The sequence below is a fragment of the Pseudoalteromonas sp. McH1-42 genome (assembly GCF_022347845.1).
In the GTDB taxonomy this organism is placed as follows: domain Bacteria; phylum Pseudomonadota; class Gammaproteobacteria; order Enterobacterales; family Alteromonadaceae; genus Pseudoalteromonas; species Pseudoalteromonas rubra_D.
On sequence record NZ_JAKRFU010000047.1, the window covers coordinates 1 to 13,512 of the forward strand.

10 protein-coding genes are annotated in these 13,512 nt (G+C 44.7%); 2 read left to right on the forward strand and 8 right to left on the reverse strand.

The window, feature by feature from the left end:
- The 4 genes from MHN31_RS23700 to MHN31_RS23715 all read right to left on the reverse strand — a co-directional run.
- The coding region (locus MHN31_RS23700) for a condensation domain-containing protein (RefSeq protein ID WP_239445496.1) at positions 1 to 1,719 on the reverse strand (1,719 nt) is incomplete at its 3' end.
- Position 1,720: 1 nt separating this feature from the next.
- Entirely contained in the window at positions 1,721 to 3,454 is a 1,734-nt protein-coding gene (locus MHN31_RS23705; protein WP_125564512.1) for a cyclic peptide export ABC transporter, read from the reverse strand.
- A 3-nt stretch (positions 3,455 to 3,457) separates the two neighbouring features.
- Positions 3,458 to 5,911, reverse strand: a complete 2,454-nt coding sequence (locus MHN31_RS23710) for a penicillin acylase family protein (RefSeq protein WP_239445497.1) — start codon at positions 5,909 to 5,911, stop codon at positions 3,458 to 3,460.
- Between the two features lie 93 nt (positions 5,912 to 6,004).
- The gene (locus MHN31_RS23715; RefSeq protein ID WP_125564509.1) at positions 6,005 to 6,199 is read right to left on the reverse strand and encodes a hypothetical protein; all 195 of its coding nucleotides are present in this window, start codon (positions 6,197 to 6,199) and stop codon (positions 6,005 to 6,007) included.
- 196 nt (positions 6,200 to 6,395) lie between these two features.
- On the opposite strand from MHN31_RS23715, the gene MHN31_RS23720 reads away from it, so the two are divergent.
- Complete coding sequence (locus MHN31_RS23720; RefSeq protein ID WP_239445498.1) at positions 6,396 to 7,490, forward strand: hypothetical protein; 1,095 nt, start codon at positions 6,396 to 6,398, stop codon at positions 7,488 to 7,490.
- A gap of 409 nt (positions 7,491 to 7,899) precedes the next feature.
- Entirely contained in the window at positions 7,900 to 10,035 is a 2,136-nt protein-coding gene (locus MHN31_RS23725; protein WP_194868924.1) for a winged helix-turn-helix domain-containing protein, read from the forward strand.
- 77 nt (positions 10,036 to 10,112) lie between these two features.
- On the opposite strand, the gene MHN31_RS24330 is transcribed toward MHN31_RS23725, so the two are convergent.
- The 4 genes from MHN31_RS24330 to MHN31_RS23745 all read right to left on the reverse strand — a co-directional run.
- Positions 10,113 to 10,790: a helix-turn-helix transcriptional regulator gene (locus MHN31_RS24330; RefSeq protein WP_125564504.1), complete on the reverse strand. Its 678-nt coding sequence runs from the start codon at positions 10,788 to 10,790 to the stop codon at positions 10,113 to 10,115.
- 1,152 nt (positions 10,791 to 11,942) lie between these two features.
- The gene (locus MHN31_RS23735; RefSeq protein WP_239445499.1) at positions 11,943 to 12,497 is read right to left on the reverse strand and encodes a hypothetical protein; all 555 of its coding nucleotides are present in this window, start codon (positions 12,495 to 12,497) and stop codon (positions 11,943 to 11,945) included.
- A gap of 35 nt (positions 12,498 to 12,532) precedes the next feature.
- Positions 12,533 to 12,679, reverse strand: a complete 147-nt coding sequence (locus MHN31_RS23740) for a hypothetical protein (protein ID WP_155946429.1) — start codon at positions 12,677 to 12,679, stop codon at positions 12,533 to 12,535.
- Between the two features lie 643 nt (positions 12,680 to 13,322).
- A partial coding sequence (locus tag MHN31_RS23745) for a hypothetical protein (protein ID WP_239445500.1) occupies positions 13,323 to 13,512 on the reverse strand: 190 nt, incomplete at its 5' end.

Below are 13,512 nucleotides of genomic sequence, written 5' to 3' on the forward strand. Positions count from 1 at the left end.
GCTCAGCGTGTCGGTGGTCAGGCCTTGCAGGATGGCCGGGTTATCGGTGAGGGTCACGACTGGTTTAGCGTCATCAATGATCTGTGCCAGTCGGGCACTGGGATAGCCCGGGTCGAGCGGCAAATAGGCGGCACCGGTTTTCAGGATGGCCAGTATGGCCATCACCATCTCGGCATGTCGCTCAGTGCTGACGCCCACCATGCTGTCGGCGCTGAGTGAATAGTGTTGCTGCAAGTACGCGGCGATGCGATTAGCACCGGCGTCCAGCTGGGCGTAGCTCAGCGTGCGACCGCCAGGCATATCAATGGCGATGGCATCCGGTGTTAGCTGGGCCTGACGGCTGATTTGTTCGTGCAGGCTGAGTTCTGTGTCATAACTAAGTGGGCAGGCCGAACGTCCCAGCAACCATTGCTGCTCCGCCGGGCTCGAAAATGGCAAGTCGGTCAGTGCACAATCGAGGCCATGCTCACCCAGATAGGCCAGTGCGCGTTGGTATCTTTGCTCTATGGCATCAATATCAGCCTGCTCAAAGTAACGATGGTTAAAATCAATTTGTAGTTCCAGGTCCGTGTCATTGTTATCCCATACCGTTAGAGTGAAAGGGATCTTTTCAGCATTGGCATTGAGGTAATGAAAACGTGCAGCCTGATTTGAAAAGTGAATATCGGCAAAATTCAGCGTCAGATAGTTAAAACTAAAATCAAAGAAGCTACCCTGCTCACCACTGTGTTGCTGGTCTTTGAGGAGCTGGCCCAGTGGGTACTTCTGATGTCTGTAGGTTGCTTTTTGCGTCTGCGCAACCTGTTTTACCAGCTCGCTCATGACGTCCACCCCCTGTGTGGAAATCAGCAATGGACTAATGCTGGTAAAGACTGACAGCTTTTGTTTTTGCAGCGCCGTTTTACGGTTGTGGCTCGGATTGCCAAACAACAGGGTTGCCTGATTGGTATGCAAAGAAAAGTAGTAAGCCAGTGTTGCCAGCAACACCTGAGCGGCCCCTAACTTATGACGACCTGCATGCGCATGCAAACTATCAAAAACCGTTCTGGAAAGCGGATAAATGGCCCGGGTGCTGTGTTGCTGATCCGTATCACTAAAGTAGCGTTCAGGCAGGCGTTCCCCCTGATAATCGTCGAGATACTCCTGCCAAAATGCCGCGTCTTTTTGATATTTAGCACTCTCACGATAAGTATTATCTAACTGTGCTATCTCATCTAGCGATAATCTAGCATCGTCCTGTGTCTGCTCACCGTTATACAAATGAGCCAACTGCTGAACCCAGATCGCAAAACCGAAACCATCCATTGCAAGATGATGACTTAAGCCAACATACCAGTGCTGTTGCTGAGATATTTTAAGCAGGAAGCCTTTGGCCAGTTGCGTATCAAACACTGCCTGAGTGCGAGCGAACTGCGTTTCGAGCCAGGCCTTAGCACTGCGCTCAGCCTCTGCTTCGGCGCTAAAATCAATCACTGGCAGGCTGTCATCCAGATCCTGGCTCAGATAAGCGGTGAATTCTTCGCCTTGCTGACTAATACGCATCTGAAATGCTTCATGACTGTGAATCAGTGCTTTATGTGCCTGTGCCAGTTGGATGCAATCAATGTTGTCGCAGACGATATAGCCACCAATGTTGTAAATAGGGCTATCCGGGAAATAGAGCTGATCTAATAGTATGTCGCGCTGCGAAGCGGTTAATTGCCATTGAGAGTGTGTCATCTTAAGCTCCTACCTCTGCCAGAAAATCGTTTTTGGCGGACTGGTTTAACTGTAATTTGTCGAAGTATTGTGTGTATGAGGTCTGCTCTACGACCTTGCCGCCTTCCATCACAATGACCCTGTCTGCCAGGTCGAAATACTTATCATCGTGCGTGATGGCAATGACCAATTTCTGCTTTGCTTTGAGGCTGGGTAAGATGCGTTTATAAAAGACTTCTTTGAAAATTGGGTCCTGATCAGCGGCCCATTCATCGAACAAATACACCTGCTTGTCTTCTAAAAAGGCCACCAGCAAAGCGAGACGTTTACGCTGACCATCAGATAACGACACGGTAGAGAAATAACCGTCTTCTATCGTGACCTTGTGATCCAGGTGTAACAGCTTCAGATAATGCTGGATCAGCTCCATCGTGGCGTCATCCAACTCTTTGAGAATTTTTGCAAACAAGTAGTAGTTAGAGTAGATAGCACTGATCCCTTGTCTGTAGCTTTCGATATTGGTGTTGTTCAGTGCCGCATCATCGAAATAAATGTGCCCGCCAACCGCCTGATAATGCAGCGTCAACAATTTACTGAGAGTTGATTTGCCGGAGCCATTCGAGCCAACTATAAAGACTATTTCGCCACGATTCAGTGTCAGGTCGATTGGACCAACAGCGAAGCCAGCCTCATCCTGATCACTGGGATAAGCAAACTCAACTTTATCGAAGCGCAGTGTCTGCCAGCTAGGCACATCTGAAATCTGATACTCGATTTCCTCTTCAGGTAATTCATTGAGCAGCGTATTAAACTTCTTGTATGAAATCGTCGCCATCATCATCTGAGGCAAAGCATTCAGCAAGACAGCGATGGGGCCGGTCACGTACAATAAAGCCATGATCACCGCGACCAGCTCGCTATTACTGATGGAGTGGTAATTCACGAAAATAAAACACAGCGCACCGATGACAAAGAAACAAATTAAATCACCAAAGTTGATGGTTGATATAAGCACAGATTGCGCGGCTTTCTCATTTTTAAGAATGTTTTTTTCATTGCTCAGCAAAGCGTCCTGATGAAAATAAGCACGCTTTTGCGCATCGAGCTTGAGCTCCTTTGCGCCAGAGAGCAAACCATTCACACCTTCCTGAATTGCATCCCGGTACTCTCGAGAACGCGTCAGCAGCTTGTTGCCAAAATACATGGGGACTTGATACGCCAGGATGCCAAACGCAATAGCGATCATCACCATCTTAAAGACTTCATCATTGAGGTAGACCAGAAAACCCAGCATACCGACTAAAGTCACCAGATTGATCAGCAACAGGGGTAATGCACGTGCGCCATTAACGATCCTTGGTACATCCAGATTCACAGAAGCAACCAGTTTAGACGAGCCCATTTTCTCAATGGCATACAAAGGCGTTCTGGAAATTTTATCGTAAAAACTCACTCTAAGTTTTCTGGCAACATCCGTTGCAACGCGCTGCAGTAAAATCTCTGACAGGCTTCTCATGATCAGAATGAATGTACAGGCCAGAAAAAACAACGCAGCCAGTTTATAGTTTGCGACTTCCAGTAGCCCATATCGTGCATGCGGAACTTCAGCCAACTGCAATCCGGGTGTCGGACTCTCAATACTCATCAGTACAAAGGGAATAAGCCCCGAATATAAAATCCCTGAAATGGCTCCCAACAACACCGAGATAAACACACGGTTGGGATAGCTCTCACTAAATAGTTTTAATAAATTCACGGTTTACTCCTGCCCTTGATTCGGGGTTAGCGTTAGCTTGCGAGATGCCTCTTTGGGTGATTCAAATGACACATACTGTCCCTTAGCGAACAGGGTGATCATGTCGTCATAATGCGCGCTGGCGACCTGACCAGACTGCCCTGTAGAATTCATAAACTCATAGCGTCCGCCCAAATCAATAATCTGTCTGAACCCGGCACCATAGTTCTGAATAAAGCCATTGTCTTTTTCGTAGAAACCTGCCGCTACATTAACGGTATTGGTGGAACCACCGGTCGCTACCTCTCGTGAGAACACCTTATTGAGATGCTTCACCTTGCCAAACGGCATATGGTCGTATCGCGTCGTCTGAAACTTACCCCATTGCCAGTTGTCAATTTCATCCCCCTGTAACTTACTGTTCAGGATTAAAGTTCTGTCTAGCGCTGAGAGTAATACTTCTTCACAAGATTCTGTTTCTAGCGTATTGGTGTCGTCACATAGCGGGGAGTTTTGCGCCAGCAGCTCAGCCAGCTGGTCGTAACTCACTCTGCCACGCAGACCCAGTAGCTGGCGCGTTGCCGCTTTCTCATTCCATGCAGGAATGAGCTCATCATTGAGTAAGACTCGGTATATTTGTCTCGCCCAGGTATAAAAAACCGTTGCGGCAATGCTGTCGGTCGGTGCATCTCCTTGCCAGGTTTTCAGATGGTCAAGCGCTTCTTGTTGCCACAGGTCTTCCGCAACGACCGTTTCCATCACACTCTTTAACTTGATAACCGTCAGGTCTTTTACATCCATCTGCATCTGTTTGATGTAATTCACATCCAGTGGCTGTGTATTGAGTAGCTGTTCAATGCGCTCTGCACGGGCAGGGTCCGCAAAGCTGGAAGAAATATGATAAGGGTAACTCGATGCCACATTACGGTTATTGGCATTAATGATGTAACCTCGTGGTGGATTGAATTCGCTCGGCATCTCATCTTTTGGAATGAACCCTTGCCATACATCTCCCTCAGCACCCCGTTTAGTCGGTAATATACCTGTGCCACGCTCGCGAACCGGAATATTACCCGCGCCAGTAAATCCAATGTTATCTTGCTTATCTGCATAAAACAGATTCAGACTGGGTGATGCAATTTTATCCGCAGCCTGCTTAAACTGCTGCCAGTTCTGGGCATGATTAATGTGAAAAAAGCCTTCATAAGTGGTGTCCTGTGCCTGCAATGCCGTCCAGCGCAGAGACACTGCCTGAGGCAAACCGGCTTTACTGATCACGGGACCGGTCAGCGTTTCTTTGATCTTCAGTTCAACATCCCGATAGGTGGGCTTAAGTAGACTCGGAAAATCACTTTTCACTTTGATATATTCAGTGCGCTCTGTAAAAGGTAGCCACTGTTGCTGGTAGCGATACAGCGTGGGGTCTTCCGGATGGATTTGTTCCACAATCAGATCTTGCAGGTCAGCCTCCATATTGGTGCCACCCCAGGCAATGTTATTATTCTGACCAAATACAATGACAGGTAACCCGACCAAACTCATACCCTGTAACTGAGAGTCTGGCAATTGCTGCGATACGGCATACCACAAAGAGGGAATTTGCAGACCCAGGTGCGGGTCATTGGCCAAGATAGCACTGCCAGATGCACTTTTTTCAGCAGAAACCACCCAAGCGTTACTGCCTATATGTTTACCGCCAATCTTATAGTCGGTTTCCAATTGCTTAATGGTGTGATGTAACCCCGACAGGCTGGCAACCTGCCCATCGCCCAGTGACTCTGACGGCACCAGTTCAGATCCGAAAAACTCGGCGAACAAGGTTTTGGGTAACGTTTTTAATGCCACACTACGCTGGATCTCTTCTTCCAGGTTGCCCGACATACTGAGAGAGAACATTTTCATCCATGCCAGTGAATCTTCAACACGCCATGGCGCTGGCGTAATCCCGAGCATAGTAAACTCAATTGGCAGTGTAGGTTGCTGGTTCAGGAATTCATTGATCCCGGCCGTATAAGACTGCAATGACGCCAAAGCCTGCTCAGACAAATAAGCCTTACTTTGTTCAGCCACCTCATAGAGCCCCAACGTGCGAACCCAAACGTCATAGTTCAGGCTCTCTTTGCCAAACACCTCACTCAACTTACCGGCACTGAGCCTGCGTTGTAACTCTAACTGCCACAGCCTGTCTTGTGCATGCAGATAGCCCATCGCAAAATAAGCATCTGCCATTGAATCCGCATCAATATATGGCACACCATGTGCGTCGCGCGTTACCGTTACCTGCTCCTGGACAGCAACCGAGACCGCACTTGCCCCAGCTTGCGGTAAAGCTGAAATGACCTGTTGCTGATATGCCACATAAGCACACAGTACTGACGGTGCCAAAATAAAGGTGCCAAACCGGCACAACAGAGGATGTCGTGTAAACCAATTTCTTATTTGCATGTATTCACTACCAACAGAAGTTTGAGATCTCATGCATGAGATCATTGCTACTGATTAAAACAAGGTTTAAGGTCGGAATGAGTCTCCGCTGACATCGACCGGATATGCGTCAGCGTGCTGTCATCGTCAATTCAGGCTTGCGGCAAGGCCTTCCTGCTCGGTGGCAATCACCTGATGGCTTTCCACAAATGCTTTGATGTCAGCCATTAACAGGGAGCGTCTGCCTTCCTCTGAGATATAAACGCCCTCTCTCATATCTGCAGAGCCCAGGTTGTATCCCTTCTCAAACGCCCATTCAATGATGCTTAAATCAATATTCATACCTTCACTCCACCGCTTGTAAACTGCGCTTTAAATTTATTCTGCTGTGCTGTGCGTCGATTTAAGACTTCACACCAGAGCGATTAGTTAGTATGGTTCACATGGTGCATCGATAACCCTTGAGTGTATACCTGTTAGATCTACCAACTAAGGTGTTCACCACTAACCTTAAGTGCAGTAAAAGGTTCCTAACCCTATGAATAAGCTAAAATTAGACCAGCTGATGCTGGCTAACGTGAACAGTCGAAAAGGGCTGAATTCTGAAACTTTTGAGTACACCTCTTTATTCTTATCTTCTGTGACGCCTGATCCACACAATGCACGATTTCTGCCAGCCAAGTTCATGGAAGATGATCATGCACGACAATTCACTTCACGCTGGCTAACCAAAAACCAGATAGTTGAAATGTATGATGCAAAAGACCACGTACTAATAGGAAAGAACTGCATTGTAAACTGCTTTGCCTACGGCACGGCCCAGTGGAAAAAAGCGAACCAAACCCTAGAGTCCGTGCTTGAACTGGCCGAAAACATCTCTGTAGCCGAGGTTATTCAAGTGCCGACCGTCTACCCTTTAGAGGACGGACAGTATCAAATACTGACCGGACATCGCCGATTTTTTGCCATGGTTTACAGCAATGGTTATGACTCAAGCGCCCAGTTCAAAGTGTATGATGCCAAACCATTGCTATCGAAAGTTAAACAATTTCAGGAGAATGCCAGCAGAGACGACCTGCCTCAATATGGCAAGCTGCAAGCTTTTCTCAGTGCAATGCAGGAACTGGAAAGCCTTAGTCAGGCAAGATTAAAAGTCGGTGAGAAAAAGCTAACCGTTAAAGAAATGGCGGCCAACTTAGGTATCTCCATGGGGAGTTTTGATAACTACAATGTCCTTACCCGGTATAAATGCGTTATTCAGGCGTATGAACAGGGGCTGGTCACGCTGCCTTTTATCAACGTTAAAAAAATCGTTAAACAGGTTGAGAATGACTATTACAGCGAGTTTGATAAAACCCTGCTAACCGTGACAGACAAAGCCGAGATCAATAAACGGATACATGCCAAACTCACTGGGCAAAAATTGACAACCAAACCTAAAACAAAAGCTTTCAGGGTAAAACCCATTCAGCATGTGGAAACAATTAAAATGCTCCTGACCCACAACATTACAGAATTAGTGGATGAGGTAGATTGGCAAGCTGTGGACTGGGACAATCGAAAAGCCGTAACGGACACCCTGGCAAAAGTCATTGAGGTATTGGATAGTAAGACTAAGGAAACTGACAGTTAGTACCCAATGGCGCATGGAATAACTCACTCAACGATGGACGTGCCGCTGTTGCAGGAAAACATATCAGGCAAAAAATGGTTCGTGTTTTGCAATAGTTCCTCCAGGCTTTGTTAAATGCTAATGGTCGCTTAGCGGCCTTAGAGTCCGCTCCGACCCGATATTGTAAGAAATTATATATTCACCATTTCGACCACTGGTCCACCAAGCCATTCAAAAAAACAGAACAATCACATATCAATCAAACACTTAATAGAAATCGTTTCTCACCCTCACTTTCTTAACATTGGGCAACAATGAAAATAACACTTGTAAAATAAAACCGTCTATCCATCTTTCTGTTGAGTTTTTAAAAGACTATAGATATAGTCTGAACGCTTGACATATTCCTAATAACAACAAATTCAGGACAATGAACGAAGTCAGCTTCTCTAGAACAGTTAAATCGATCACACTTGGATCCTGGAAACTTGACCCAAAGCGTCAGGTGCTCACTGACGGCGACATCGAAAAAGAACTCGAACCGCTTCTGTTTCGCATCATTAGTTATTTGATCTTAAATTCGGATACTATCATCACCCGACAAAATTTAGTGGACGATGTCTGGTGTCAGAAATATGTTGATGACAATGCAATAAACCGGGCAATCTCTGAACTCAGGAAAACACTGAAATCAGAGAACCAAAAGGGCATCATAGTTAAAACTCACTATAGAAAGGGTTACAGCTTAGCCATTGAACCGTTTGTTGAATACCACAAAACGGAATCAGCTGACCAATCTAAACCCAGCCCTGCGGTTACAACCGAATTAAACACAAAAGCGACACCAGCCGAACGATCAGTAAAGCGGAAAAAGGCCCCGTGGGTTTTTGCTGCGGTCATCAGTACTCTAGCAGCCAGCATTAGTCTGGCATTTATTAACCAGGACACAGCGCTGAGTGACGCCTCTGTTAGCCCCATAGAAAAGCAAGTGCAGGAAACAGTACTGTCCTGGGTCAATGGCAGGTATACCAGACCAAATATCTCGCCCAATAAGAACTTCGTTGCCTTCTCTATTATTCAAAAGAATAGTCAGAATTATTCTTTGGTGGTCAAAACGCTACAAACAGGCCATGAAAAACGCCTTGCAGAAGAAGGAACTAACTACTTCCCTATCGGCTGGTCAGCAGATTCCAATAAGGTCTTCTATCGGGCCATTAACAATGAACAATGCGAAGTATGGCTGATAAACACCAGTTTTGACGGTACCAATAAATACCTATTTGACTGTAGCTTGCAAGGTTTCACAGGTGCAGGTGTCAGCGATGGCAGACTCATTTATTCAAAGAGCGGTTATCGCGACAGGGATGAACTCGCAGCACTTGCCAGCCGTGATATAGAAACAGGCCAGGAATTTCAAATTACATCACCAAATTTGAATTCATATGGAGATAGGTTTTTGACTTATATCCCTGATATGGAAGTTATTATTTTTGAAAGGCATCACTATCAGGGCAGTGAACTCTACATGACAGACCTGGATGGTGGAAACCAGGTTAAACTACATGACACCAACAACCGGATCTGGACTTTATCCTACGAGAAGAAAATTAATTCTTTGATTTGGCTAGATAATGTTGAGAATATTTTGTTTACTTATTCGCTGGATAAGAAAGCCATTACCTCAGCGGCGAAATTGCCAAATAATGTTAAATATGCCAGTAATCAGCCACTGTCCCACGACGCCTTACTGGCAGTGACTTATCCCTTTTTACAGGACATATATACCTTAAGCCCCGAGGGCGGCGAACTGCAGCCTTTAGTTAAAAGTGAGTATGATGACGTACAAGCTACTGACTTTGAAGACAGTGTGATTTTTTTGCGTCAGGAAGGTGGACTGCGTTCTATTTATCGTGCTTTACCTGATGGTCAGCATGAACCGCTTGCACTTGAGGCGTCGACTTATGAATCAATTCATTATAGCGCGCAAAGACAAGAACTATTGCTCCACTACAAGGATAGGCTCGAAACCTATGATAGTAAGACCCTGACGCTTACTGGCTCTATCAAGGTTGATGGCACCATAGTGTCGGCTGAGTACCTTGAAGAAAATAGCATCGGTTATACCGTTGTGGATGCAAGAACATTGAGAGGAAAAGCCTTTATGCACTCTCTCGATTCGGATAAGAGCATTCCATTACCCATTGAGCGCCCACTGTGGTTTGGGCAGCTTGATAGTGAGTTCTATGCCAGTTTATCATCACATGATGAAGTGTCTTTATACAATATCAATACGGGTGAAAAGACTGACAGAATTGAGCTGTCAAAAGCCAAATATAAACACTCGATTGCTGCGGGCAATGGGTCCTTGTATCACTCCGACGGTGAGACCGTCTTTAAGATTAATTTCAGCCATACCGAGCCCAGGCAGGAATTATACAAAATTGACAGTTCCAGCTATGTCATAGACAGGATCAGCTTTTCTCAACAAACCAATGCGCTTTACCTCGACATTATTGAAGTCGTTGAAAACCAGCTGGTCAAAGCAGAAATCACCCAGTCTGAATGATCTGACGTACTGGGGAGGACACCTCCCCAACCATGAACGCTGATATACAACACCGAAAAGCACGTCAGTCATCGTGATTAGATCAAATTGTTGATAATACACTTTACGATCGCCTGCTGCCTGTTTGTACTATCTGTTTTCACAATACAGTTAGACAGATGAAAATTAACCGTGCGCTCAGAGATACCAAGTATCTGGCTGATTTCCCAAGACGTTTTACCTTCACAAGCCCACATTAAGCAGTCTTTTTCGCGTTTTGTAATATGTAACTTTTTATCCCTGCAGCGCAACGCAGCCTGCAGCAAATAGGGAGAGATAATCGTCCAGCACCAGTCAACAAACTCAATACTCTTCTGCTGGCAAAAGCTCTCTGGGATATCGAATACCAAGCCTCCATAAATGCCAGTCACACCCCGCATAGGCATCACATACACCTGGCCTTTCTGATTGCTGTGATTAAGTATACTGTGCAACGGCAACAATCGAATACCTGACTTACAGTGTTCAAAGATCGCAGTGTCTGACATTTCCTCTGCCAACTCGGCAGAAATCTCACCATAAACTTTTTCTTCGTATGAGGACGCAGATACCGGGCAAAAATCGATAAAGCCCAGACAATTGTAGCCTGACTCTTTTGAGATAGACTTCAATGTACTTGTTAGCTCTTCAGCGATGTTTACTTCCTCAAATTTAGTAATCATCTGTTTAATTTCGTGCTGCGTGTCAAACAGGCCAAGGGTCGTATTTTGTTGCATTGTTAGCTCCTCAATTTGCGCCAAGTAAGCAAAGCGTGTTTATTGTTTTGATGGAACTCATAGTGCCCCAGCAAACGCGTGCAATCAAATCTCGAAAAACAAAAACATAACCAATAAAATCAACACTTTAACACCAATTATTATGGTGGAATACTGGCTATATATTGATTGATATCACCCCGCAGAGGATCCCGTAACGACTCGATGTGAGAGCTTATTTGCTACTAATTTATCGCATTTCATATGCATCCAAATTGTGCAATAAACTCTAATACCAATTTACTTAATTAAGTGCTCTATTTTGAAGCAAGAAAATAAGGTCGATAACACCGCTCCCGTGCCCTGCTATCGTTGAGACATCATCGTCCATATAGGCGAGGCGAAAATTTGCGAACTTATACCTTAGGTAAAGATTCTAAATGAGAAATTTTTAACGCCGTTAGCGTCATAATTGCACTTTCAAATAGAACAGGTATTAAGTGAATTTGGTATAACCTTTTGAGTACGTACAGCTATCGAAAATGTGCTGTCGTGCATGGTCAAATAAACAGACCGAATTTTGATTGCGGCAAGAAAGAGAATCACGCTGGCGGCAGATGTGATAGTTAGATTGACACTGAATAGTGGCAATTCAATCTGGCCAGGGCGAGGTAATGTAAACAACATTTTCAAAAGTGCGTGCCGCACCAGGAAAAGTTGTACAGTGCAAACATAAGTCAGCCACGCAAACACACATCAACAGACTAATGGCACCCTATGAGATAACAGGCCAACGACATACCTAACAATCCGCGTTTCAAAAGACAAAGACACAAACCGAAAGGATTCAATGACTGTGACTTAGTTAGATGTTTAGTTCAGTTAACTAGGTGGCGCAACTGGATAACAGAGAATAGCACCTGACAAACATCGGTACCAGGTTACCTGCTGTAATCTTTTAACAGGCAAAAACGTTCGGAGTTTGGACACTAACGGGTCACCCCGCCGATTCAGTCCATTCAAATTTGTGTGAAGTTTTTCAAAAAGGAAAAAGATCCACTACTTGAAAGTGGACCCAAATGAGAAGCACGAATATACATGACACAATGACTTTGAACATGGCATGCTAGCAAGCACTGACCGCCTCACAGAATGCTGGAGGTAAAAATGGGGTTATAAACAAGCCTGCATTGACTGATGAAGTGCAATACTGCCCTCCGTGATAGTATGCTGTAGCTGACTATACTCTTCTTTTTTTAGCTTCATCGAGACCAACAGGCTGTTTTTTGCAATATCATCCACCCTAACCTCAATAGGTCTTGCATCTGAGCACAACCACAGACGCCCTTTTGCTTGTATCTCCAGAGCAAACTCCATACTTTCAATTTCTTTTTGCTCGAAGTAATGGGCGCCAAAAACCCGGTTGCTTTGTACTCTCAACAACAACTCGCCAGGCGCGAACACTTTGCCGGGCACGGCATTCGGGTTTACATAGTCAACATACCCGTTTTCGTTAGAAATAAGTGTTTTCGTTTTTTTGCTGTCCTCTGAGACATACTCAAGCATCACTTTTTTCTTGGCTACTTCACTACCAACCTTAATAGCCAATTCTACAACTCGGCCAGTTTCCCTGGAGTAATGATACTCACTGGCGGGCTCTTGCAACACAAGATTACCTGAAACAGCCTGTAATCCGGCCCCCATTGCCAACACAAGATAGGATCCCATCAATTTATCAACTCCTATTACTATTTATATTCTAATTAGCCAGTGATGTTTTTAGGGTTAATAAATCCTACCTGAGTAATACTATGCGTATCTGTACCACCTGCAATAAACTTAGTCTGGCGATTATCTTTAATTTCTTTATTAGTAAGTTCTTTTAGTTTTTTTGTTTTAAGTTTAAGCATCGTGACAATCTCTATTTAATGTTTATTCAATTAATTTTTAAATGTTAAACACCGTTGTGGTGATGCAACTATCATTGACCAGAGATGCTAAAAAACCTAGTTATGAAACGTTATTCTTAAAGATAACACTTAACGATAAGTCATTGTTTTACTAGGATATAAAAACACATTACCCAGATCTTTTCACATGGTAAGCTTTGTATTGACCGACATACAAAAAAGAACAAGAAAAGTGACCTAAATCACGCAAGAAAAACAAAGAAAACAGACGCGTTAAAAATGAAATTTGCTACAACCTGGCGAAATGAAAGTGAAAAAACCTTGAAAAAATCAGAGCAAGAACCAAAATAAAACACTTACCGACATTAAAAAACAAAAAAGAGTTAAACAGGCTTTAATTTATCATATTGGCCTAATACTGAAGTATATTGCAAAACACATCACTTATTCCATCAGCCGATTTATCCTGCTTCACAAACCCAAGCCCAACAAAAACCAGACACCACTTCGTCTCAAAGATCCAGGCAGTTAATGAAATCAAAGAGGCACACAAGATTTGGAGCGCAACGTCCCGCCTGACTTGACTAACAAAGTACTTCTCTGCTCACCCGGTCAGTGCTGCACTTCCTTTTGCACAGTTGGCTCATTCAAGTTTTCCCGCAACGTAAACCCAAGTTCGGTGCCCAAATGGTGGACCGGGTCCAGATGTCGGATTGAGATCGACTACCGGATTTAGGTTGGCTGTTAGGTTGAGGTTGGCTGTTAGGTTGAGGTTGGCTGTTAGGTTGAGGTTGGCTGTTAGGTTGAGGTTGGCTGTTAGGTTGAGGTTGGCT

Excerpts from the sequence above, each read along its gene's own strand:
- MHN31_RS23715 (WP_125564509.1), bottom strand. The coding sequence starts at position 6,199 with ATGAATATTGATTTAAGCATCATTGAATGGGCGTTTGAGAAGGGATAC.
- MHN31_RS23725 (WP_194868924.1), top strand. The coding sequence starts at position 7,900 with ATGAACGAAGTCAGCTTCTCTAGAACAGTTAAATCGATCACACTTGGA.
- MHN31_RS23710 (WP_239445497.1), bottom strand. The coding sequence starts at position 5,911 with ATGAGATCTCAAACTTCTGTTGGTAGTGAATACATGCAAATAAGAAAT.
- MHN31_RS23740 (WP_155946429.1), bottom strand. The coding sequence starts at position 12,679 with ATGCTTAAACTTAAAACAAAAAAACTAAAAGAACTTACTAATAAAGAA.
- MHN31_RS24330 (WP_125564504.1), bottom strand. The coding sequence starts at position 10,790 with ATGCAACAAAATACGACCCTTGGCCTGTTTGACACGCAGCACGAAATT.
- MHN31_RS23735 (WP_239445499.1), bottom strand. The coding sequence starts at position 12,497 with ATGGGATCCTATCTTGTGTTGGCAATGGGGGCCGGATTACAGGCTGTT.
- MHN31_RS23720 (WP_239445498.1), top strand. The coding sequence starts at position 6,396 with ATGAATAAGCTAAAATTAGACCAGCTGATGCTGGCTAACGTGAACAGT.